Annotated in this window: 17 protein-coding genes, 19 tRNA genes and 1 pseudogene; 7 read left to right on the forward strand and 30 right to left on the reverse strand. The window is 48.9% G+C overall.

All coding sequences use genetic code 11. From position 1 onward, the window contains the following. Positions 1–36 precede the first annotated feature (36 nt). From ACTVDO_RS05645 to ACTVDO_RS05655, 3 genes are all read right to left on the reverse strand, one after another. The gene (locus ACTVDO_RS05645; RefSeq protein WP_020958735.1) at positions 37–1,389 is read right to left on the reverse strand and encodes a hemolysin family protein; all 1,353 of its coding nucleotides are present in this window, start codon (positions 1,387–1,389) and stop codon (positions 37–39) included. A 131-nt stretch (positions 1,390–1,520) separates the two neighbouring features. After that, positions 1,521–2,213: a zinc metallopeptidase gene (locus ACTVDO_RS05650; RefSeq protein ID WP_020958734.1), complete on the reverse strand. Its 693-nt coding sequence runs from the start codon at positions 2,211–2,213 to the stop codon at positions 1,521–1,523. A gap of 154 nt (positions 2,214–2,367) precedes the next feature. Then, complete coding sequence (locus ACTVDO_RS05655) at positions 2,368–3,195, reverse strand: aldo/keto reductase (protein WP_020958733.1); 828 nt, start codon at positions 3,193–3,195, stop codon at positions 2,368–2,370. A gap of 459 nt (positions 3,196–3,654) precedes the next feature. On the opposite strand from ACTVDO_RS05655, the pseudogene ACTVDO_RS05660 reads away from it, so the two are divergent. The 3 genes and pseudogenes from ACTVDO_RS05660 (at position 3,655) to tatC (ending at position 6,269) form a co-directional block, all read left to right on the forward strand. Then, positions 3,655–5,184 (forward strand): annotated as a pseudogene (locus tag ACTVDO_RS05660) (PhoX family protein). A gap of 73 nt (positions 5,185–5,257) precedes the next feature. Then, positions 5,258–5,461, forward strand: a complete 204-nt coding sequence (locus ACTVDO_RS05665; protein WP_020958731.1) for a twin-arginine translocase TatA/TatE family subunit — start codon at positions 5,258–5,260, stop codon at positions 5,459–5,461. A 58-nt stretch (positions 5,462–5,519) separates the two neighbouring features. Next, positions 5,520–6,269 (forward strand): twin-arginine translocase subunit TatC, encoded by a 750-nt coding sequence (gene tatC, locus ACTVDO_RS05670; RefSeq protein WP_020958730.1) that lies wholly within the window; start codon positions 5,520–5,522, stop codon positions 6,267–6,269. Positions 6,270–6,415: 146 nt separating this feature from the next. Here tatC and ACTVDO_RS05675 read toward each other — a convergent pair whose 3' ends face one another. Next, positions 6,416–7,681 (reverse strand): dicarboxylate/amino acid:cation symporter, encoded by a 1,266-nt coding sequence (locus tag ACTVDO_RS05675; protein ID WP_020958729.1) that lies wholly within the window; start codon positions 7,679–7,681, stop codon positions 6,416–6,418. A gap of 189 nt (positions 7,682–7,870) precedes the next feature. Then, positions 7,871–8,917: a TRAP transporter substrate-binding protein gene (locus ACTVDO_RS05680; protein ID WP_041267837.1), complete on the reverse strand. Its 1,047-nt coding sequence runs from the start codon at positions 8,915–8,917 to the stop codon at positions 7,871–7,873. Positions 8,918–9,023: 106 nt separating this feature from the next. Here ACTVDO_RS05680 and ACTVDO_RS05685 point away from each other — a divergent pair, with 106 nt between their 5' ends. Then, positions 9,024–10,601, forward strand: coding sequence for an ATP-binding protein (locus ACTVDO_RS05685; RefSeq protein WP_020958726.1), 1,578 nt, complete (start codon positions 9,024–9,026; stop codon positions 10,599–10,601). A 66-nt stretch (positions 10,602–10,667) separates the two neighbouring features. Further along, positions 10,668–11,348 (forward strand): response regulator, encoded by a 681-nt coding sequence (locus ACTVDO_RS05690; RefSeq protein WP_020958725.1) that lies wholly within the window; start codon positions 10,668–10,670, stop codon positions 11,346–11,348. Between the two features lies 1 nt (position 11,349). Here ACTVDO_RS05690 and ACTVDO_RS05695 read toward each other — a convergent pair whose 3' ends face one another. Then, entirely contained in the window at positions 11,350–12,327 is a 978-nt protein-coding gene (locus ACTVDO_RS05695; RefSeq protein ID WP_020958724.1) for a LacI family DNA-binding transcriptional regulator, read from the reverse strand. A gap of 277 nt (positions 12,328–12,604) precedes the next feature. Here ACTVDO_RS05695 and ACTVDO_RS05700 point away from each other — a divergent pair, with 277 nt between their 5' ends. Next, entirely contained in the window at positions 12,605–13,294 is a 690-nt protein-coding gene (locus ACTVDO_RS05700) for a hypothetical protein (RefSeq protein WP_442901186.1), read from the forward strand. 73 nt (positions 13,295–13,367) lie between these two features. On the opposite strand, the gene yhbH is transcribed toward ACTVDO_RS05700, so the two are convergent. From yhbH to queG, 5 genes are all read right to left on the reverse strand, one after another. Beyond that, complete coding sequence (gene yhbH, locus ACTVDO_RS05705) at positions 13,368–14,525, reverse strand: sporulation protein YhbH (RefSeq protein WP_020958721.1); 1,158 nt, start codon at positions 14,523–14,525, stop codon at positions 13,368–13,370. 226 nt (positions 14,526–14,751) lie between these two features. Continuing rightward, complete coding sequence (locus tag ACTVDO_RS05710) at positions 14,752–16,647, reverse strand: PrkA family serine protein kinase (RefSeq protein WP_442901187.1); 1,896 nt, start codon at positions 16,645–16,647, stop codon at positions 14,752–14,754. 326 nt (positions 16,648–16,973) lie between these two features. Continuing rightward, a complete protein-coding gene (trmL, locus tag ACTVDO_RS05715) occupies positions 16,974–17,447 on the reverse strand; it encodes a tRNA (uridine(34)/cytosine(34)/5-carboxymethylaminomethyluridine(34)-2'-O)-methyltransferase TrmL (RefSeq protein ID WP_020958718.1) in 474 nt (157 codons plus the stop codon). A gap of 23 nt (positions 17,448–17,470) precedes the next feature. Then, positions 17,471–18,334 carry an amidase domain-containing protein gene (locus ACTVDO_RS05720; RefSeq protein ID WP_020958717.1) on the reverse strand — a complete coding sequence of 288 codons (864 nt, stop codon included), beginning with the start codon at positions 18,332–18,334 and terminating at the stop codon, positions 17,471–17,473. A gap of 57 nt (positions 18,335–18,391) precedes the next feature. Beyond that, the gene (gene queG / locus ACTVDO_RS05725) at positions 18,392–19,534 is read right to left on the reverse strand and encodes a tRNA epoxyqueuosine(34) reductase QueG (RefSeq protein WP_020958716.1); all 1,143 of its coding nucleotides are present in this window, start codon (positions 19,532–19,534) and stop codon (positions 18,392–18,394) included. A 52-nt stretch (positions 19,535–19,586) separates the two neighbouring features. Between queG and ACTVDO_RS05730 the strand changes: the two genes are divergently transcribed. Continuing rightward, entirely contained in the window at positions 19,587–20,252 is a 666-nt protein-coding gene (locus ACTVDO_RS05730; protein WP_020958715.1) for a B3/B4 domain-containing protein, read from the forward strand. 178 nt (positions 20,253–20,430) lie between these two features. Here the strand turns inward: ACTVDO_RS05730 and ACTVDO_RS05735 are convergent. The 19 genes from ACTVDO_RS05735 to ACTVDO_RS05825 form a co-directional block, all read right to left on the reverse strand. Beyond that, positions 20,431–20,502: transfer RNA gene (locus ACTVDO_RS05735), tRNA-Glu, on the reverse strand. Positions 20,503–20,507: 5 nt separating this feature from the next. Further along, positions 20,508–20,600 (reverse strand) — tRNA-Ser (locus tag ACTVDO_RS05740). Between the two features lie 6 nt (positions 20,601–20,606). Then, positions 20,607–20,681: transfer RNA gene (locus tag ACTVDO_RS05745), tRNA-Asn, on the reverse strand. A gap of 65 nt (positions 20,682–20,746) precedes the next feature. Next, positions 20,747–20,823 (reverse strand) — tRNA-Ile (locus tag ACTVDO_RS05750). Positions 20,824–20,828: 5 nt separating this feature from the next. Continuing rightward, positions 20,829–20,899: transfer RNA gene (locus tag ACTVDO_RS05755), tRNA-Gly, on the reverse strand. 176 nt (positions 20,900–21,075) lie between these two features. Next, positions 21,076–21,148 (reverse strand) — tRNA-His (locus ACTVDO_RS05760). 8 nt (positions 21,149–21,156) lie between these two features. Continuing rightward, positions 21,157–21,232: transfer RNA gene (locus ACTVDO_RS05765), tRNA-Thr, on the reverse strand. Between the two features lie 190 nt (positions 21,233–21,422). After that, positions 21,423–21,513: transfer RNA gene (locus ACTVDO_RS05770), tRNA-Ser, on the reverse strand. Between the two features lie 17 nt (positions 21,514–21,530). Beyond that, positions 21,531–21,607: transfer RNA gene (locus ACTVDO_RS05775), tRNA-Ile, on the reverse strand. 8 nt (positions 21,608–21,615) lie between these two features. Next, positions 21,616–21,689, reverse strand: a tRNA-Met gene (locus tag ACTVDO_RS05780). Between the two features lie 26 nt (positions 21,690–21,715). Beyond that, a tRNA-Ala gene (locus ACTVDO_RS05785) sits at positions 21,716–21,791 on the reverse strand. Positions 21,792–21,800: 9 nt separating this feature from the next. Further along, positions 21,801–21,874: transfer RNA gene (locus tag ACTVDO_RS05790), tRNA-Pro, on the reverse strand. A 6-nt stretch (positions 21,875–21,880) separates the two neighbouring features. After that, positions 21,881–21,954, reverse strand: a tRNA-Arg gene (locus ACTVDO_RS05795). A 3-nt stretch (positions 21,955–21,957) separates the two neighbouring features. Beyond that, a tRNA-Leu gene (locus ACTVDO_RS05800) sits at positions 21,958–22,043 on the reverse strand. A gap of 7 nt (positions 22,044–22,050) precedes the next feature. Continuing rightward, positions 22,051–22,125 (reverse strand) — tRNA-Gly (locus ACTVDO_RS05805). A gap of 4 nt (positions 22,126–22,129) precedes the next feature. Next, positions 22,130–22,205, reverse strand: a tRNA-Lys gene (locus ACTVDO_RS05810). 268 nt (positions 22,206–22,473) lie between these two features. Further along, positions 22,474–22,546 (reverse strand) — tRNA-Thr (locus ACTVDO_RS05815). Positions 22,547–22,719: 173 nt separating this feature from the next. Then, a tRNA-Phe gene (locus ACTVDO_RS05820) sits at positions 22,720–22,795 on the reverse strand. Positions 22,796–22,955: 160 nt separating this feature from the next. After that, positions 22,956–23,031 (reverse strand) — tRNA-Asp (locus tag ACTVDO_RS05825). Positions 23,032–23,080: the final 49 nt, after the last annotated feature.

The raw sequence follows: 23,080 nt of genomic DNA on the forward strand, positions 1-23,080 counted from the left end.
TTAGGATGATAAAAGGCAGACGGTCTTCCGTCTGCCTCATAAACGCAATTTTTCCTCCTCTTCCGTACCTGTCGTTTCTCCCTCTTCTTCATCCAACTCCGGTTCTTTTTTCACCACTTCCAATGTCTTGACATGATGACCATCCATTTCTTTCACAGTAAAGAGATAACCATCAATCTCCACACTATCCTCTATCTGAATATCGTAATGTTTCGTCAAAATCCAACCGCCAATCGTATCGACATCGTCATCATCGATTTCAAGCCCTAACAAGTCGTTCACTTCGCTAATGAGCACTTTGCCATCCAAAATGAACCGATCCTCAATTTTTTGGATGAGCGGCGTTTCATCAATATCGAACTCATCTTGGATTTCACCAACGATTTCTTCCAAGATGTCCTCTACCGTGACCAAGCCGGACGTGCCTCCATACTCATCGACTAAAATCGCCATATGGATGCGTTCTTTTTGCATTTTAACCAACAAATCATGAATGGCGATCGATTCAATGACTTGAATGATCGGGCGAATATAGTCTTTCATTTGCTTTTCGTTTGATGGATTGACGACAAAATCCGTAAATACTTCTTTTACGTTAATGAGCCCGAGCACATGGTCCTTATCGCCATCAATGACCGGGTAGCGCGTATACTTTTCTTCCTGAATAATTTCCAAATTTTCCTTGACGCTCTTATTAATGTCTAGCGCCACGATCTCCTTGCGCGGCACCATAATTTCTTTTGCCACGCGGTCATCAAAACGAAAAATATTGTTGACATAGCGGTACTCAGACTGGTTAATCTCTCCGCTCTTGTAACTTTCCGATAAAATGAGACGCAACTCTTCTTCGGAGTGAGCAATCTCATGCTCCGCGACCGGCTTGAGACCAAAGAGACGCGTCACCAACCGGGCTGAATTGTTTAACGACCAAATCACTGGATACATGATTTTATAAAACCAAATGAGCGGTTTGGCCGTCCATAGCGTAATCGCTTCCGCCTTATGAATAGCAAACGTTTTCGGCGCCAACTCGCCGACGACAACGTGCAAAAACGTAATGAGCGAAAACGAAATAATAAACGCTAAAAGGTGGGAAATCGATTCCGATAAATGGAGGCGTTCAAACAGCGGCAGCAACATCCGCGCCACCGTCGGCTCCCCAAGCCAACCAAGACCAAGCGAAGTGAGAGTAATGCCAAGCTGGTTCGCCGATAAATAACCATCCAAGTTCGAAATCACTCTTTTCGCCGCGACCGCCCGTTTATTTCCTTCATTGACAAGTTGATCGATGCGCGAGCTGCGCACTTTGACAATGGCGAATTCCGAAGCGACAAAAAAAGCGGTGCAAGCGATTAACAGTGCCACTACCAATAAACCGGCTATGTCCAATTTGTATCTGAGCGCGGATGAAGCGCCCAGGTTACACCTCCTGCGCATAAAAGTATCAACAACAGCCTATAAGAAGTGCTGCCGCCGGACGGCCGCCAACGGCGGGCGACCCGAAACCGGCGGCTAACGTTTTACGATTCCTCGTTATGGTTCCCTTGGGTGAAAATGAGCACGTATTTCAACAATTCAAACACAGCGATCAATGTCGCAGCTACATACGTCAACGCCGCCGCACCGAGCACTTTGTTCACGCCGCGCGCTTCATCCGAAGCGATCATTCCTTCCGCCAAGATAAACCGTTTCGCCCGGGCGCTCGCATTAAACTCGACCGGAAGCGTAATAAGTTGGAATGCCACCGCCAGTGAGAAGAACAAAATGCCGAGGCCGAGCAACGAAAATTGCTGGAATAAAAACCCCGCCAACAGCAAAAACGGGGCCACACCGGAAGCCAAATTCACAACCGGGAACATCCGGTGGCGAAGCACGAGCGCCGCATACCCTTGCTGATGCTGAACGGCATGGCCAACCTCATGGGCGGCAACGGAAATGGAAGCGATCGAACGCCCGTAAAAGACGGGTTCCGACAGACGAACGACACGAGAAATTGGATCGTAATGGTCGGAAAGCCGCCCTGGCACGACCTCAACCGGCACGTGATGCAACCCTTGGCGATCCAAAATCATGCGCGCCACTTCTGCTCCGGTCAAACCTGATGAGGCAGGAACTTTAGACCAAGTATTGAAGTTGTTCGATACCTTCCATTGTGCCCAGAGCGAGATGAGGAAGGCAATAAAAATGAAAATATCCATCGGATGAAACAGCATTGCAACACCCTCCGTTTTTTCAATGTTCGGCAAATGTGTATACTATTATTTATTGTACTTATTTACTGTTTCATACGTCAAACATGCCGCTTTGGTTTCATTCCTTATAGAAAAAACAGCGCCAGCAGTAGGCGCTGTTTGGCTGATCCATTCATCAAAAGTTGAAATTGTCCGGGTCGGCTCCGATCCGTTTGTTTAAGTTTAATGCATCGATTCGCTTCATTTCCTCTTCAGTGAGCGAAAAGCCAAAAAGGTCCGCATTTTCCTTGATCCGCGCCGGCGTCACCGATTTCGGAATCGTCACGACGCCGTGCTGCAAATCCCAGCGCAACACGACTTGCGCTGGCGTTTTTCCGTATTTTTTTCCGATTTCAACGATCGTCGGCTCGGTTAAAATTTCCCCGCGCATAAGCGGCGACCATGCCTCAAGTTGAATGCCGTTTTCCTGACAAAACGACTGCAGCTCTTTTTGTGTCAGGCGTGGATGATACTCAACCTGGTTGACCATTGGTTTGATTTCGCAGTCAGCCATCACATCCTTCAAATGGTGAATTTGGAAGTTACTGACGCCAATCGCACGCACATAGCCGTCTTTATACAGCTTTTCAAGCGCTTTGTACGTCTCTTTATACTTCCCTTTCACCGGCCAGTGGACTAAGTACAGGTCAACGTAATCAAACCTAAGCTTTTTCAAGCTTGCATCAAACGCCTTTAGCGTCGTTTCATACCCTTGGTCGGTGTTCCATACTTTCGTCGTTACAAATACTTGCTCGCGCGGGATGCCGGATTCACGGATCGCCTGACCGACCCCTTCCTCATTTTCATAAAAAGCAGCTGTATCGATATGGCGATAGCCAACTTCCAACGCGGTGCGCACGGCGCTTTTCACTTCGTCTCCCTCTTTCACTTTGTAGACGCCAAGGCCGACCCAAGGCATTTGCACCCCGTTATGTAAAACCGCGCAATCTTGCAAGCTGTTCACGGTGATTCCCCCTCCAACATCAGTATAACTCTATTATGGAAAAACCGACAAGAAAAAGCAAAATATATGCGTTAAGGGAAACGGTCTACCCCGGCCTTTTTGTCTCCATCGATCCAGTTAACCTAACTGTTTGACAATGCCCTTGGCTTCAAGTTATGTGGCTATTTTACCAACAGCGGCACTGATCCCGTACAATCTGGCAACGACACCGCTATTTACAGATAATTAAAATATTTATAGAAAATTAACAATCATTTACATTCATTTTATTCACATTTCCTTTTTGGCTCTATACAATCATAACTGTAAGTCCACTAACGACTAAAGGGGGAATCGGGAACGATGGATCGCCGTTTATTCTTAAAATATGTAGGAAGCAGCACGGCCGCCCTAGTCGCGGCATCATCCGGCATTGAGACATTAACCGCGAAGGCCGACGCCTTGACCGCCAACCACTTGATGAACGGCCAGCCTCACGGAAAGGGTAAACCGCTCACCGCGCCTTTTAAGCCGATCAGCCGCACATGGGAAAACGATTTAGTCTTGCCGACAGGTTATCGATACAACATTATTGCTTCATATGGGGATGTCATTAACTCGAAAGGGGAGCGGTTCGGTGACTCGGCTGATCTTACGGTCTACTTTCCGATCGATAGCCTGACAGGCGGCAACAACTCCGAAGAAGGATTGATTTGGATCAACCATGAATTTCCTGAGCCAGAAAACTACATGAACATACTCGGAATTGACCCGAGTAAGTTTGACAAATCCAACCTTTCACGCTATCCCGAATTGTTAAAAATGGAGAAAGAAGCTGTCGGCGGCTCTATTATTCACGTTAAAAAAGAAAAAGGGGAATGGAAAGTAGTAAAAGACGACCAATACAACCGCCGGATCGATGCGAACACTCCGATTGTGCTGACCGGTCCCGCAAGCGGGAGCAGGGCGGTAAAAGGGGCCAAAACGGTAATAGGAACGCTTGGCAACTGCAGCGGCGGAAGAACGCTTTGGAACACCGTTCTTTCCTGTGAAGAGAATACATATTACGGCGACGACTACGGATGGCCTGATTTTATCAACGAGCATTATGGATGGGTTGTAGAAGTTGATCCGTTTAACCCAGATGCACCGATACGCAAACATACCGCGCTCGGACGCTTCGCCCATGAAAATACAGCTATGTCCTTGACAAAGGATGGCAGAGTTGCCGTTTACATGGGTGATGACAAAAGCGACGCCTTTTTCTATAAGTTCATTAGCCGAAAGAAATATAATCCGAATAGCCGCGAGGCCAACTTCGATATTTTAGAAAGCGGAACATTGTATGTCGCCGATCTCGGAAAACAAAAATGGATCGCGCTCGACTACGAAACGAATACAGATTTGCAAAATTACGAAAAGAACGGCAAAAAGTTTTTCACCAGCCAAGCGGACGTACTGACTTACGCGCGGGAAGCAGGTGTCGCGGTTAAGGCCACACCGCTTGATCGCCCGGAAGATGTCGAAATTCATCCTTATGATGGAAGTGTCTTTTTATCGTTAACAAATAATTCGAAGCACGGAAATTTCCATGGTCAAATTATTCGTTTTATCCCTGCAGATGGTGATCACGGAAGCGATAAGTTCACTTTTGAAGTATTTATTGCCGGCGGACGCTAAAGCGGCATTACGTGCCCGGACAACCTCCACTTTGATAGCAAAGGAAACCTTTGGGTGGTTGAAGACTTTTATGCAACGGAAGATAATGTGTACGCCGCCTACAAAAACTGTGGGGTGTTTATGATTCCGACTGACGGCAAACATTACGGGGAGCCGTTCCAATTTGCATCGGGGCCAAAGGGATGCGAAGTCACCGGCCCGTGGTTCACCCCCGATGAGCGTACATTATTTTTAGATGTACAACATCCGGAGACGTGGAATCCTTATCCGGGCCATCGTTTCGGCCGTTCTTGTCTCGTAGCTGTGCAAGGAGGGCATTTCAATAAATAGATGAAAAACCGTGTGCAAACGGATAATCCGTTTGCACACGAAAATGACAACTAAAAATCAGGAGGATATTGACATGTTGCAAAACATAGGAATTCCAGGACTAATCCTTATTTTAGTCATCGCCTTAATCATCTTCGGGCCGTCCAAACTTCCCGAAATTGGGCGCGCTTTTGGCACAACATTAAAAGAGTTCAAAAAATCGACGCGGGAATTGGTCGCAGACGATGAGCCGAACAAAACGTTGCCAACCAATAATAAAGTAGAAAAAACGAGCTAGCTAAAAGCAGAAAGCAATAAGGGGCAGCCCTTGCCCCTTGTTGAACAGGGGGAAGACAATGGACAAGAAAGATATGGAGCTTATCGGGCACTTAGAAGAATTGCGCAAACGGTTGATCATTACTTTGAGTGCTTTTGTTCTTTTGCTAATCGGCTCGCTCTTTTCTGCCCCGTCTATTTATAGATGGCTTGCCGAAGATCTTCCGGTGAAGCTTGCGGTTCTCGGACCGAGCGACATTTTATGGATTTATTTCATCTTAGCCGGAGTCATCGCCTTAGCCGGAACGATTCCCATTGCCGCCCATCAGGCATGGCTGTTCGTCCGGCCGGCATTGCACGAGCACGAGCGGAAAGTCACATTGGCCTACATCCCGGCACTGTTTCTTCTTTTTGTACTAGGAGTTTGCTTTGGTTATTTTATTATTTTCCCATTTATTTTTAAATTCCTTCTCTCTTTATCAGGGGATGCATTCACAACGCTCTTTACAGCGGAAAAGTATTTTCGATTTGTCATTCATACGACGGTTCCATTCGGATTTTTGTTTGAACTCCCGGCCATCATCATGTTTTTGACAAGTCTCGGAGTGTTGAATCCATACCGGCTGCAGCGGATACGAAAATTTGCTTATTTTGTATTAATGTTGATCGCAGTGTTCATCACTCCTCCGGATCTGCTATCAGACGTTCTCGTTATTATCCCCTTATTATTCCTATATGAGTGCAGTGTTTGGCTGTCTAAATCAGTGTACCGCCGAAAACATAGAACGAATGACGGATGGGTAAAAAACGAGGCCCGCTCTGTTCCGTAAGCTGCTTTTCCCGTCTGCATCTCCGTTCAGTTCAGCCAAATATCCCTAATCCCGCGGAAATCTGGCGATCGTTGGAACGATGTAAAAAACAAAAAGGCTCGCTCCAAAGATGACACGTGTCATCTTTGGAGCGGAGCCTCTGCTTGTTACTTCGCGATCGTCATCTTTCCTTCCACTAATTCCTGTTCGCTAGAAGGATGAAACTCATTTTCCATTTTCGAAACGACAACAGTCGCCACGGCGTTACCGATAATGTTCGTGATCGCCCGCGCCTCGGACATAAAGCGGTCGACCCCGAGCAACAAGGCAATGCCCTCAACCGGAATCATTGGGAATGCCGCTAACGTGGCGGCTAGTGTAATAAAGCCCGAACCGGTAACCCCAGCCGCTCCTTTCGAGGTGAGCATCAACACGCCAAGCAACGTCAGCTCTTGCCAAATCGTTAGGTCAATGCCGTATGCCTGGGCGATGAAAATGGCCGCCATCGACAAGTAAATCGATGTGCCGTCCAAGTTAAATGAATACCCGGTCGGAACGACAAGGCCAACGACCGACTTCGAGCAACCATATTTTTCAAGCCGTTCCATCAGCCGTGGCAGCGCCGATTCCGATGAAGACGTGCCAAGGACGAGCAACAGTTCTTCCTTAATATAAGCGAGAAACTTAAAGATGTTAAATCCGTAAAACTTCGCAATCCCGCCAAGCACGATGAAAATAAAGAGCGCCATCGTAATATATACCGACCCCATCAGCTTGCCAAGCGACACGAGCGAGCCGAGGCCGAATGTACCGATCGTGTACGCCATCGCGCCAAATGCGGCGATCGGCGATACTTTCATAACCATGTTGACCACGCCGAAGAAAACTTCTGCGATCCGCTCAAATAGAGAAAGCACTGGTTTGGCTTTTTCCCCTAACCCCGCTGCTGCCAAGCCAAACAAGACGGCAAAGAAGAGCACCGGAAGCAGTTCCCCACTGGCCATCGCGGCAACGACGTTATCCGGAATGATGCTTAATACAAAGTCGACAAATCCATGGCTCGTTTCTTCCGCCTGCTTCGTATATTGCGAAATGTCGCCGCCTTTAACTGCGTCAGTGTTGAAACCAATTCCCGGTTTGATGAAGTTCACAACGACAATCCCAATCGCCAGGGCAAACGTCGTCACGATCTCAAAGTAAAGAAGCGCCTTTCCACCAATGCGGCCAATTTTTTTCAAGTCGCCCATATTGCCGATCCCGATAACAACTGTAAAGAAAATGATCGGGGCGATCACCATTTTAATGAGCTTAATAAACCCATCAGCCAACACTTTTAACTTTGTGCCGAATTCCGGGAATAAAAATCCGACGGTAATCCCTAAAATAATACCGATAATGACTTGCACGGTTAAATTTTTGAATTTCCCCCTCATTTCTCCCACTCCTTTCTTTGTCTTGACAACGCTTTCAACACTATCATAAAGAAAAGTCGATTAAATAAAAATATTATGGTGATAATGGTCGTTTTGGTCTTTTTGGTCCCGGATGTTTGCCACAGGGAAACGGCAAAGGCAGAGCTCTTATCCGCTAAAAAAATCAAAAAAGCTTCCAACGATGGAAGCTTATTCATGGAATTCCTTAATTTCATTCAAAAGTTTCGAACCAAACTGTCTCGCAAACTCTTCATACAGCGGGGCAAGTTTTTGTTCCCATCTCTTTCTTTCCATCTCCGATAACAAGTAAAGATGGACGCTTTTCTGCTGCTTTAGTTGCTGCAATTCCCGCTCGTTTTGGGCCTTTGACTGACGCAAGTTCCATTGGGTCGCTTCGGCCATCGCTTCAGTGATTTTTTGCTGGATGTCTTTGGGCAGGCGATCCCAAAATGATTGGTTCATCATTACGGCATAGCCAAGATAGCCGTGATTGCTGATCGTAATATACGGTTGAAACTTGTAAAACCCCTTCGAATAAATATTGGAAATCGTATTTTCCTGGCCGTCAAACTCATGTCGCTCAAGCGCCCGGTATATATGGTCGAACGAAACGGCGACCGGTTCGCCGCCAAGCAGGCGAAACTGCTTATCAATCACTTCGCTCGGCATAATGCGAAAGCGCAAACCGCGGAAATCGTCAGGTTCGATAAGTGGGCGGGTAGTCCCCATCATTTGCTTAAATCCGTTGCTCCAAAGCGCCAACCCTTTGATTCCTTTTTCTTCAAGCATTCCGAGCAGCTCGTCTCCGACTTTTCCAGTGAATACACGGCGTATGTCGTCATCATCATGAAACAAAAACGGCAAATCGAGCACTTGCCATTCCGGAATGAGTTCTGTCACCTTCGAAAACGACGGGGCGATCATTTGTACATCGCCGCGCATCAGTGCATCAAGTTCCTCCCCGTCCGAATAAAGCGACCCGTTCGCGAACACTTCCACTTTCACGCGGCCGTTCGTCTTTTGTTCGACGAGCTCGGCAAACTTTTGCGCCGCTAGTCCTTTCGGTGTATTTTCCGCAACGACATGGCTAAAATAAATGATAATTTGGTTTTGCAGCCCTTTTTGTTCGTCGTCATACACCACTCGTTCCCGGGTTGTCTGGCGGTTCACAGCCCATACAACAAGACCGATGCCGATTATAAGAAATATCCCCCATAATTTCCACCTTTTTCTCATTATCCACACCATTTTCATTCTTAGTTTTCTTCCTTTTTATCATATCACCGGAATCGTGTTAGAATAAATAATAATGAATTTTCCGCATAAAACGAGGAGTTCATCAATGAATCGACTACCGATCCGTTGGAAAATCACAATTTTAATTTTTGTTATCGTCAGCTTTTCAATGCTGCTGAGCGGCGTGTTTATTATTAGCGATTTTTTCCATACAAAGGAAGAAGAATTAAGCCAGCGCGCCTTATTGACGGCACGCACCGTATCCGAACTGCCGGAAGTCAGACAGCACATTACCGGGCCAATGCCAAGCCGAGCACTCGTGAACCCGATTGTTGAACGGGTGCGCGTCATCCATAACGCTGATTATATTGTTGTGCTCGATATGAACAAAATCCGCCTCTCCCACCCGCTTCCGGCGATGATTGGCACCGTTTCCCGGGGCGCTGATGAAGGGCCGGCATTTGCCGAGCATACATACACATCAAAAGCGCACGGGGAAATCGGAACAGTAGTTCGTGCCTTCGTGCCGATCATGAATCCCGATCATGAGCAAATTGGTGTCACGATCGCCGCTTATCGATTGCCAACGTTTTGGGAGGCGATTAACACGTTAAAAGAGGAAATCGCCATGGCGGTCGTTCTATCGCTGCTCGCCGGCGGAAGCGGAGCTTGGCTGCTCGCCTCTCATATTAAGCGACAAATGTTTGAACTTGAACCGCATGAAATCGCCAAACTGCTCGTTGAGCGAACAGAGGCGTTTAACGCCATGCACGAAGGCGTCATCGCCATTGACAGCGATGAAAACATCACCATTTTTAACGACCGGGCGAAGCAAATGCTTGGCATTGAAGGGGATCTGGTAGGGCGGCCGATCCGTTCTGTTATCCCGGATACGTACCTTCCTGAAATACTTGAAGTGAACAAACCGATTTATAACAAAGAGCTGCAGCTTGGCAATTTAACGATTTGGAGCAACCGTATCCCGATTAAGATCGACGGAAAGACGGTCGGCGCCATTGCCATTTTCCAAGACCGGACGGAAGTCAAACGATTGGCCGAAGAACTGACGGGGGTAAAAGCGTTTGTCCACGCCTTGCGCGTGCAAAACCACGAATACATGAATAAGCTCCATACAATTGCCGGACTCATCCAGCTTGGCCATATTGAGAAGGCGCTTGAGTACGTGTTCCAAGTTACAGAAGAGCAAGCGGAGCTCACACAGTTTTTAAGCCGCCACATCAAAGATGAAAGCATTTCCGGACTATTGTTAAGCAAAATCCGCCGCGGCAAAGAGCTCGGTATTCGTGTGACAATCGACCGGCACAGCCGGCTGCATCGCCTCCCACCGCGCCTTGACCACCATGATTTCGTCGTTCTTCTTGGCAACTTGATTGAAAACGCCTTCGATGCGTTCCAAGGGATAACCGACCGGGAAAAAGAAATTTACGTCAGCATTGAACAAAATGAAGACATTTGTTCTCTCTCAGTCGAGGACAACGGCCAAGGCATCGCCCGTAAGCATATCGATCACATTTTTGATGAGGGTTTTTCAACAAAAGGAAAGAGCGGGCGCGGCATCGGCCTATATTTGGTGAAGAAAATTGTGGAAAAAGGAAACGGGCACATCGATGTTCAATCCGAGGAAAGAAAAGGAACCGTATTTACGATTACATTTGATATGTAACCGATTGATCTATACAGTGGTGTCCGCATTCGACATGCCCCTCATAAAACAAAGGAGGAAAAGTCTATGTACCGCGTGTTGCTCATTGAAGATGATCCGATGGTTCAAGAAGTAAATCGGCAAATGATCGAACAAGTGAACGATTTCACCGTTGTCGGCATTGCCGGAAACGGGGGGGAAGGGCTACGTCTTATCGAGAAGCTCCACCCTGATTTAGCTGTCATTGACATTTACATGCCACAATTAGACGGCCTTCAAACGTTAAAGGAAATCCGTGCCCGTGGGCATGAAGTAGATATTCTAGCCATCACTGCCGCGAGCGACATCGAAACGGTGCGCCGCGTCTTGCAAAATGGGGCATTCGACTATATCGTGAAACCGTTTAAATTCGAGCGGCTCAAACAAGCGCTTGAAAACTACCGGGCATTTCGCCGGTCGCTCGCGGAAAAAGAATCGCTCACCCAGGCAGAACTCGACGCATTGCGGCAAACAGCCGAGCAGCCTGCCGCCCCACTTCCTGAGCTTCCGAAAGGATTAAACGAAGTGACATTGGAAAAAGTCGTCTCCTATTTACGCCAACACCGCTTTCCTGTCTCTGCCGAAGAAGTGGCCGAAGGTGTCGGCATCGCCCGTGTCACTGCCCGCCGCTACTTGGAATACCTTGAGAAAACGGGAAAAGTGATGCTCGATGTCCAATACGGCGGCGTGGGCCGTCCCGTCAACCGCTATCAGTTGAAGCGCACATAGCTTACCCGGTGGTCCGCACGATCAATCGGGTCGGCAGCTCTTCTTGTTTTCGCGGGACATGTCCTGTTTCAAGCCAATGATGGAGGAGTCGAAACGCTTTTTCCCCAAGTGAAAAATGAGGGAGCGCAACCGTCGTGATGCCTAACATCTCCGCAAGCGGATCATTGTCAAAGCCAATAACGGAAAGTTCTTCAGGAATGTGCACTCCGATTCGATGCGCTTCGAGCACGATGCCGGCCGCCACCTGGTCACTCGTTACAAGCAACGCGCTCGGCCGCTCCCCCATCGCCACCCATTGCCTCATGACACGCTTTCCGTCTTCAAGAAACAAACAACCGTCAAAAACCCAGTGGCGCCGAGGAACAACGCCGATGTCACGCAGCACATCTTGATACGCCGCCGCCCTCGCTTGACTGTTCGGTCCTGTCATTCTTCCGATGCAATAGCCGATCCGCCGATGCCCTTTGTGCACTAAATAGCGCAGTGCCTTGGCGAACGCCCGATAGTGATCGATATAGACAGTGAAGAAATCGTATTCTTCCGCCTGCTCGCATAAAACGATGGGCCCCTCTTCCTGATATGCCGCGAGCACCTCCGAGCCCGCTTCATGAGAACAGACGATCAACCCATCCATTTGTTTCATCCGCAGCCGTTCTAACGCCTCAAGTTCCCGTTCCACATCATAATTGGTCTGAAACAAAAGCAACTGATAACCGTAACGAAGCGCCTCCTTGGAAATCCCTTCAATCACGGCTGAAAAATAAGGGTGATGAATGTACGGGAGCATGACCCCAACAATCGTCGTCCTTCCTTTCGCCAGATGAACCGCTTGAATATTTTTCGTATAATGAAGCTTCTCAACCGCTTCCCAAACCGCCCTTCGCTTTTCCTCGCTTACATACGGATACCCGTTCAATACCCTTGATACCGTTGCTACCGATACACCTGCTTCTTTCGCCAAATCGCGGATGTTCGCCACGTTCCCACTCCTTCCAAAAAAACGCTTGACTTGAAACGCGTTTCATACATTATGTTGATCCCACCATCTAGTATACAGGAGGAGGAGTGCACATGCTTTACGGGTTTGCTTTACTCGCGCTGCTTATGGCCACTGTTTTGGGGGGTGCGCATATCGCTGTAAACGCCAAAAATCGAAGAAAATCAAGCGATCGGAAAAAATGAGGAAACCAGCCTGTTTGTTTCTACTGTTTCAACTGCTATAATGAATGGTATATGGAAAGCAAGGAGGAATCGAGATGCTTCGATACTGGAAACCACTTTTCTCGATCGCTGTCACCGCCGCCTTGCTTGCCGGCTGCGGCACAGAGGCGCCTGCATCAGAAGGGACAGCTGCGAAAGAAAAGCAATCCGCAAGTTCGGATGAGAACTCCACCAACACGCAAACAGCAGAGCCAGCGGGCCAACAGGCCCCCCCGATCGATGAACAAAATGAGGCAGGAGGTGGACAAGACGGGGCGAAAGGGGACGAAACCGCCTCTTCACGGCCGACGACCTCCTTGTCCTACCAAAGCGGAAATCAAACCGTTACCGGAACAGCGACTTTGCAAACAAGCGACAACCAACATTTCTCCCTCTATGTACTGGACGGTTGGACGCTGGACGCTGAAGAGCCTCATGCCGATGTATTGCTCCACGGTGAGTCGTTCGCCCGCATTCGCTTGCTTCAAGACGGCGAGACCAACTATGAGCAGCTGGCCAAAGAACATGCCCAAGCGGTCGACGCCAACGCCGCCCGTCAGCAAACGGACAGACTGCCTAAGCCGTTCGCTGATGCGGTTTGGTACACGGCCCAATCCGACGGTGTTACCGTCCACGTGATCGCCAGCGCCCAGCCGGTGCCGATGTTGCTAATCGTACATGCGCCTGATCAGAAGGATGTGCTCGGTGCTGTGCTCGCCATGGTAGCGACGCTGCAAAAGCAATAACTCGTTTTCGGGAGGGCCTCGCCCTCCCGCCCTTTCAAAAAGAAAAACCCCCTTTTTTGCACCGTTAAGAGGGTCAAACGAGCTGCTTGCTTTCTTCTTTGCGGAAAAACGTTCTCATCGCATGAAACACATCCGATTTTTGCTTTAAGATATAATGGCGGAATTTTTCATCTTTAATATTGCGATACGCGGACATAAGCGTGGAATGGCGATTGTACTGGTTCACTTCCCCATACCCAAACATGTTCGATACTTTCATCAATTCTTGAACAAGCTTGACGCAGCGGGCATTGTCAGATGTCAAGTTGTCGCCGTCGGAGAAGTGGAACGGATAAATGTTGTAGCGTGACGGAGAATATTTCGTTTCAATCAGTTCAAGCGCTTTGCGGTAGGCCGACGAACAAATCGTGCCGCCGCTTTCTCCTTTGGTGAAAAATTCTTCCTCACTGACAACTTTTGCCTCTGTGTGGTGGGCAATAAAGGCGATATCCACCGTCTCGTACTTCGTTCGCAAAAAGCGCGTCATCCAGAAGAAGAAACTGCGCGCCATATATTTTTCCCACATGCCCATCGAGCCGCTTGTATCCATCATCGCTAGGACGACCGCTTTCGATTCTGGTTTGACGACTTCGTTCCACGTTTTAAACTTCAAATCCTCGCGATAAATCGGGTAAAAGCCCGGTTTGCCGCTCATGGCGTTGCGCTTGAAAGCGGCAAGCATCGTCCGTTTTTTATCGATGTTCCCCATCAGTCCGGTGCGGCGAATATCATTAAACTCGATATGTTGGACAACGTTTTGGTCGAGCTCTTTCCGCTTCAAATTCGGAAGCTCCAATTGGCTAAAGAGCGCCTCCTCGATTTCCATTAACGACACTTCAGCTTCGTAATAATCTTGGCCTGGCAAATCGCCGGCTCCTTGGCCTTTTCCTGGCCCTTGCCCCTCCCCGCTTCCGTCTCTGGCCACCACATCACCGACTTGGCTGTCTCCGTTTCCTTGGCCGACGTGTTTGTTTTTCTCGTAGTTGTAGCGGATTTTATACTCGTCAAGCGAGCGGATCGGAATTTTGATCACGTCGCGTCCGTTGGACATAATAATGCTTTCTTCCGTAATTAAATCCGGTAAGTTATTTTTGATCGCCTCTTTTACTTTTTCTTGATGGCGCTTTTGGTCATCATGACCTTTGCGGTGGAGGGACCAGTCTTCTTTCGATACAACGAAATTCCCCTTCATTCTTTCCCCTCCTTTGTCAAAATTGTTTTCACACTTTTCGCTTTTCCGCATATACTTATGTTGGCGTCATCAAAACGGACCATCACTATGCCAGTTTGTTTATTTTTATCCTATGCAAAAATTCAAAATAATTGACAGATGAAAGCGGAAAATAGAAAAGCGGACAAGAGGCGGACAAGCCCGATTATCGGGGCAAAAAAAGCATGCCCCGGCGCTCGAGGCATGCCTAGCGGTTCAACAAGCTGCCGACATAGCGGAGCAATTCATTGGCCGATGTGGAATTGTACCCGTACTCATCGATCAAGCGGGCAACGACTTCGTTAATTTTCTTCAGTTGTTGCTCATCAGGCGTCTTCGTCGACGTCGTAATTTTCACGATGTCCTTCAAATCGGCGAACAGCTTTTTCTGGATCGCTTCGCGCAACCGCTCATGCGAGTTGTAATCAAACTTTTGCCCTTTGCGTGCATAGGCAGAGATACGGATTAAAATTTCTTCACGGAACGCTTTTTTAGCGTTTTCGGAAATGCCGATCTGTTCCTCAATCGAGCGCATCAACTTCTCATCCGGATTCATTTCCTCGCCGGTGAGCGGGTCGCGTAATTTCGTTTTGTTGCAATACGCTTCCACATTGTCCAAATAGTTATCCATCAACGTCTTCGCCGATTCCTCATACGAGTACACGAACGCCTTTTGTACCTCTTGCTTGGCGATTTCATCATACTCTTTGCGCACAAGCGAGATAAAGTTCAAATACCGTTCACGATCTTCTTTTGAGATGGATGGGTGCTGATCCAATCCCTCTTTCAACGAGCGAAGCACATCGAGCGCATTGATCGAGGGCACTTCCTTGCGAATAATGCATGCAGAAATGCGGTTGATGACATAGCGCGGGTCGATGCCGCTCATCCCTTCGTCTGGATGTTCTTTTTTCAGTTCTTCTACATCGACTTCATTGAATCCTTCGATCATCTCTCCGTCATACAGGCGCATTTTCTTCAATAAATCCACATCCGGCCGCTTCGATTCTTTCAGCCGCGTCAAAATCGTAAACATAGCAGCAATTCGAAGTGTATGGGGAGCGATATGCACATCAGCGACATCGCTTTCACGAATCATTTTTTCGTAAATGCGCTCTTCTTCGGAGACGCGTAAATTGTACGGAATCGGCATCACGATAATGCGCGAATGAAGCGCCTCGTTCTTTTTATTCGCAATAAACGAACGATACTCTGTTTCGTTCGTATGGGCTACGATCAGTTCATCTGCGCTGATGAGCGCAAACCGCCCAGCTTTGAAATTGCCTTCTTGCGTCAGCGACAACAAATGCCAAAGAAATTTTTCATCGCACTTTAACATCTCTTGAAATTCCATAATGCCGCGGTTCGCCTTGTTCAGCTCGCCGTCAAACCGGTACGCGCGCGGGTCGGATTCTGAACCATACTCAGCAATCGTCGAAAAATCGATGCTCCCTGTCAGATCGGCAATATCTTGTGACTTCGGGTCAGACGGGCTGAACGTCCCAATGCCGACACGGCGGTTTTCCGAGAAGAAAATGCGTTCAATGATCACGTCTTCAATCCGGCCGCCATACTCTTTCTCCAGCCGCATCATATTGAGCGGCGACAGCTCCCCTTCGATGCGAATGCCGTATTCACGGTAAAAATCATCACGCAAATGGTGGGGAATCAAATGAAGTGGATCCTCGTGCATCGGGCAGCCTTTAATGGCATACACAGCGCCGCGGTCTGTTTTCGAATACTCCTCGAGCCCGCGCTTCAGAAGCGTCACAAGCGTCGATTTCCCGCCACCGACCGGCCCCATCAACAACAAAATCCGTTTGCGTACATCCAACCGTTTCGCCGCTGGGTGGAAATATTCTTCAACGAGCCGTTCGAGCGCCTCCTCAAGCCCAAACAAATGCCGACTGAAAAACTTATACCGTCTCCGTCCATCCACCTCTTCGACTCCGGCATCTTTAATCATATTATAAACGCGCGAATGAGCCGATTGGGCCACCCACGGCTTTTCTTTTAAAATCTCTAAATACTCGGCAAACGTCCCTTCCCACCTCAGCCGTTCTTCCTCTTCCCGGTACCGTGCGATTTTTCTTAAAATATCCATAAAGGACCTCCTCACCCTTGGATGTCTAACAGCAAGATTATTACAATTTATGCGAGGATGTCCCGTATCATTCGCCGCAAAAAAAATTTTGTCTTCGAACCGCTGGCGGCAGTCATTCACATGCTTGGCCATATTCGCTATAATAAAGAGGGAAACGCCTGCCACTTTCATTGCAAGGGAGGAAAAAAGCGATGCGCACATTGCTTGTACTAGGGGTTATCATTGCATTTTTAACGGCCATTTTCACCGCTGGCTACGAAGACAAACCAGGCGTCAAACAATAAGGCCCAAAAAAACGACCTCCATAGCGAAGGTCGTTTTTTTGTTCACGACAGACCGTGAAACCGTTGCTGTCGCAACGCCTCATACACTAAAATCGCCGCCGTATTGGATAAGTTCAGCGAACGGACTTTGTCGTTCATCGGAATGCGCAGGCAACGGTCCATATTGGCCTCGAGCAGCTCCTTCGGCAACCCGGTCGTTTCCCGGCCAAATACAAAGAAAATGTCTTTTTCCGTATCGCTGAAGTCAAACGAGTCATAATATTGTTGGCCAAATTTTGTAATAAAGTAAAACTCACCGCCTGGAAACCGGGCAAACAACTCATCGAGCGAGTCATAATACGAAATGTTGACGTACGGCCAATAGTCAAGGCCAGCGCGCTTTAACATTTTATCATCCGTTGAAAACCCAAGCGGACGAATCAGGTGGAGCGCCGTATCCGTCGCCGCGCATGTGCGGGCGATATTCCCGGTGTTGGCTGGGATTTCTGGTTGATACAGTACTACATGAAGCGGCATTTTGTTCACCTCAACAACGTCGTTTATTTGCGATCAATGATGTGAAAAAATTTATACCGAATGTTGGGGGTATAGGCACTTGAATCTTCATATGACCAGTAACGCATGCGGCTGTTTGTCGTATGGGCGTTCACAAGCGGCATCCCGTCTTGGTCTTTCGCCACCACGATCGTCGTATGGTCGAAGCGGCCGTCTCCTTGAAAATCATAACAAATGACATCGCCTGCCATCAATTGCTCTGGTTCGGGCACTTCCACCGCCTGCAGACCGATGCGCGATCCGCTTAAATACCAGCGCAGCGAGTGGGCGACAGCCCAACTATAACTCCAACTCTCGTTTTGACACCACCATCCCCGTGCCCGGTTTGGATAACCAGTCATCGGCGCTCCCCCCGCATACAAGCATTGGGAAACAAAGTTCGTACAATCAACGCTGAAGGATGGAAACGCCGGATTATGCCGGTTCCACCACGTTTCCGCATACCGCACCGCTCGCGCACGATCATATTGGTAAGACAACCGCTCGCCCGTCCACCGCTCACGCTCGACACGCGGCGCCTCAACATATTCCCCCGTCCGGCTGATCCGTTGGTCATCAGCCAGCTCACCGCCAAAAAAGCAGGCGCATCGTTCCTCGACTTGCTCTTCAATATATAAAGCTGCCCCGTGCTTAATTAAAAATTGATGGTGGGCAATGTAAATCATTTTTGTCTCTCGTTCGACTGTCTGCTTGCCGACAACTTGCCCGCGGATCGTGCACCGGACAATTTCAGCCCCACGTTTGTTGCAGAGCTGCTTCTTTCTTACCACTTCTTCATCCTGTACATGATCTTCCGCCACAAATGAACGGGCCCGCTCGTTGAGCCACTGTTGCAGCTGCTTTTTCATACCGCTCCCCACTTTCTTTTTGTTACTACCTTATGTGAGGAAGCGGCAGTTTTTTCCCTATTCCTTCACCTCGGCCAACAGTTTCAATCCCTTGTCAATCTCAACGATTACATCGATATCAGTCTCCGTTTCCCTTGCCGCTTCCAAATGCGGCTTGGCGCTTCGATCACCGATTTTCCCCAGCGCCCATGCCGCCGTCCCGCGGATGACCGGGCGGCTGTCTTCCTTTAACAGCCGCAATAAATGCGGCACTGCCGTCCGGTCTTTGTAGTGAGCAAGGGCAAGAATCGCGTTGCGTTGGATCGGTTTTTTCCCACGCCACGAGCCGGCCATCGCGCCAAACTTTTCTTTAAACTCGCGATTGCTTATTCCAAGAAGCGGAACCAACTTCGGTTTGGCCGCCTCCGGATCCGGCTCCAATTCCGGATGCAAGTGAAAATCTTTTCCCTTGTTTTCCGGGCAGACTAATTGGCATGTATCACATCCGTACAACCGGTTGCCAATTTTCTCCCGAAATTCATCAGCCAAAAAGCCTTTCGTTTGCGTTAAAAACGAGATGCACCGTTGGGCGTTCAACTGCCCCCCCTGCACAAGCGCCCCGGTCGGGCAGGCGTCAATGCATTTTGTGCACGTCCCACATCGGTTTTCAATCGGCTCATCCGGAGGAAATGGGATGTTGGTAATCATTTCTCCAAGATATACATATGAGCCAAACTCCGGGGTAATGATCGAGCAGTTTTTCCCACTCCACCCGATCCCAGCCCGCTCCGCCACCGCCCGATCAGCAAGCTCTCCTGTATCGGCCATTGACCGAACACGGGCGGATGGCACCCTCGCGAGTAAAAACTCCTCTAACTTCTGCAAACGTTCTCGCAACACATCATGGTAATCCTTCCCCCATGATGCGCGGCAAAAAAGGCCGCGCCGCTCCGTTTTCGTCCCACGCGGCGCATCTTTCATTTTCGACGGATAAGCGAGGGCGATGGCAATGATCGATTTTGCTTCAGGAAGAAGCAGCGAAGGATTCGTCCGTTTTTCAATGTCCGGCTCCTCGAATCCTGACTGATAACCGAGTTCTTGTTGCCGTCGCAGCCGTTCCTTTAATTCTATAAATGGGTCCGCACTCGCAAATCCGATTTTATCAATGCCGATCAATCGGCTATACTCAATCACATCCTTCTTTAACTCCATGACGTCCATTATTTTCCCCCCTTCCGCGGTATATGGTAAAATAAAACGCGAGGTGATTCATATGCAATGCATCATATCCGCGCAATTAAAACAGCGGCTTCCTTCAGGTAAATTCGGCATCATCCGCTATCGTCATATCGAAGTCGGCGACTCGCCGCAAATGGTAAAAGGACGGCTTGAGCTGTTTCAAGAGTCCATTTACGTGGAACTGCAAGAAAGGCCACTTGCCGACATTCCCGAACTCGCCGAATGGCGCCGGTCATTCAAACAAATCGGCACTGATCCAAGCCGCTACCGCCCATCAAGCGAAAGTTTATACCGGCGCATCCAGAAAAGGAATTTCATTCCTTCTATCCATTCCGCGGTTGATGTGAATAATTTTTTTTCACTTTATTACAAAATCCCGGTCGGCATCTATGATCTTGACCGCATCGAAGGAATAGTGGCCATCACGATAGGCACAGAGCAAGATGAATACATCGCTTTAAACGGCCGTCCCGTCAATTTCGCCAACAAACTCGTCAGCAAAGACGAACGCGGCCCGTTCGGCAGCCCTATCGTCGACTCTGAACGAACAGCAGTGACGCGAGAAACAAAAAACGCCCTGCAAATCGTTTACTTTCTTCCATCGATGAAAGAGGACGCGGCCCGACGCCAACTTCAAGCCATTCAAACGATGTTTACACAAATTCATGGCGGCGAGGCCGATGCACAATTGCTAGTATAACAAAAAAACGCAATGCCCCGTTCGTTGACGAAACGAAACACTGCGTTGTCCCCAATGTGTAATTCAAGACTAACGGTAACTATTATAACAAAACACTACAGGCAAGGCAAGGAAAAGCGCAAAAATCGACAAAATTGGTTGTATAAAAGGGCACCAGACTATCTGGTGCCGGCACTAATGACCCGTACGGGATTCGAACCCGTGTTACCGCCGTGAAAGGGCGGTGTCTTAACCACTTGACCAACGGGCCATTCATGGCGGAGAAGGCGGGATTTGAACCCGCGCGCCGCAAAACTGCGACCTAACGGTTTAGCAAACCGTCCCCTTCAGCCACTTGGGTACTTCTCCATAAAATGGCTCCGCAAGTAGGATTCGAACCTACGACCTACCGGTTAACAGCCGGTTGCTCTACCGCTGAGCTATTGCGGAATGATGCATCCACAAAAAAGTTCATTAGTATTATAACGAATCATCTGACAATATGCAACGGAAAATGGTGGGCCTAAGTGGACTTGAACCACCGACCTCACGCTTATCAGGCGTGCGCTCTGACCAGCTGAGCTATAGGCCCCCAAAAGCGGGTGATGGGAATCGAACCCACGACATCAGCTTGGAAGGCTGAGGTTTTACCACTAAACTACACCCGCATAATATTTGGCTTAACATCCGCCACGCTTCTTCCATGCCTCTTCCTCTACAAGCATATTCGAAGATGCCAGGTGCGTCGAGGCAACTCGAAGCGGATTCGACGATGCGGTGCTCGTGGCTGCAGTTTTACCACGAAACTACACACACAACAAACATGAATGTAAGAAAAAGAAAGGGCGACTAGTGGGAATCGAACCCACGCATGCCAGAGCCACAATCTGGTGCGTTAACCACTTCGCCATAGCCGCCACATTGATGGTGCCGGCTGCAGGACTTGAACCCGCAACCTACTGATTACAAGTCAGTTGCTCTACCAATTGAGCTAAGCCGGCGCATTTAAATTCATCACTGATTCATATTATCTGCCTAGTTGTGCCTCTTCCTCTACAAGCTGATTCGAGGATGCTGGATGCGTCGAGGCAACTCGAAGCTAATTCAATGATGCCGATGCTCGTCTCTACCAATTGAGCTAAGCCGGCACATTTAAATTCATCACTGACTCATATCGGTGCTATAAATGCATGGCGGAGGAGGAGGGATTCGAACCCCCGCGCGCCTTGCGACGCCTCTCGGTTTTCAAGACCGACCCCTTCAACCACTTGGGTACTCCTCCAAAAAGTAATATAATAATGGTGGACCTTGTAGGACTCGAACCTACGACCGGACGGTTATGAGCCGTCTGCTCTAACCAGCTGAGCTAAAGGTCCGATAATAGTGGCGGTGGAGGGGATCGAACCCCCGACCTCACGGGTATGAACCGTACGCTCTAGCCAGCTGAGCTACACCGCCAAAATAATATAAATCATATATTCGAATGGTGGAGCCTATCGGGATCGAACCGATGACCTCCTGCGTGCAAAGCAGGCGCTCTCCCAGCTGAGCTAAGGCCCCATACAAAAATCGGGAAGACAGGATTTGAACCTGCGACCTCACGGACCCGAACCGTGTGCTCTACCAAGCTGAGCTACTTCCCGGTGAAACGCGCTCGAGAGGATTCGAACCCCTAACCTTCTGATCCGTAGTCAGATGCTCTATCCAATTGAGCTACGAGCGCAAGTGCCGAGGGCCGGACTCGAACCGGCACGGTAGTTACCTACCCCAGGATTTTAAGTCCTGTGCGTCTGCCAATTCCGCCACCCCGGCAGACAGCTGGAGCGGAAGACGGGGCTCGAACCCGCGACCCCCACCTTGGCAAGGTGGTGTTCTACCGCTGAACTACTTCCGCAAAATGGTGAGCCATGGAGGACTCGAACCTCCGACCCTCTGATTAAAAGTCAGATGCTCTACCTGCTGAGCTAATGGCTCATATTTTCAATAACACTCTAAGCATCGCTTTGCTCTACCTGCCCCTTCCTCTACAAGCTCATTCATGGAAGTCGAGTGCGTCGGGGCAACTCGTGGCCTATTCGACGATGCATCGCTCGTTACTGAGCGAATGGCTCATATTTTCAATAACACTCTGAGCATCGCTTTGCTCTACCTGCCCCTTCCTCTACAAGCTCATTCAAGGAAGTCGAGTGCGTCGGGGCAACTCGCAGTCAATTCGATGATGTATTTTCGACAAAATAAGGAATGCCGGCTGCAGGACTTGAACCCGCAACCTACTGATTACAAGTCAGTTGCTCTACCAATTGAGCTAAGCCGGCACATTTAAAATTAGTTAGTGACTCATATTATCTGCCTAGTTGTGCCTCTTCCTCTACAAGCTGATTCGAGGATGTTGGATGCGTCGAGGCAACTCGAAGCTAATTCAATGATGCCGATGCTCGTCTCTACCAATTGAGCTAAGCCGGCACATTTAAATTAATTAATGAGACAATGGTGGCTCGGGACGGAATCGAACCGCCGACACAAGGATTTTCAGTCCTTTGCTCTACCGACTGAGCTACCGAGCCGTATTAGGTTTTATGCTGTTTACCTGTTCTGCCCTGTGTCTCTTCCTCTACAAGCTGATTCCAGGAAGCCGGATGCGTCGGGGCAACTCACAGCTAATTCGATGAAGCGGATGCTCGTCTCTACTGACTGGACTGCTGAACCTTGTATTTCACAAAAAAGTGGCGGTCCCGACGGGACTCGAACCCGCGATCTCCTGCGTGACAGGCAGGCATGTTAACCACTACACTACGGGACCAATTTGGTTGCGGGGGCAGGATTTGAACCTGCGACCTTCGGGTTATGAG

Origin of the sequence: Geobacillus sp. BK01 (assembly GCF_052220245.1) — a bacterium.
In the GTDB taxonomy this organism is placed as follows: domain Bacteria; phylum Bacillota; class Bacilli; order Bacillales; family Anoxybacillaceae; genus Geobacillus.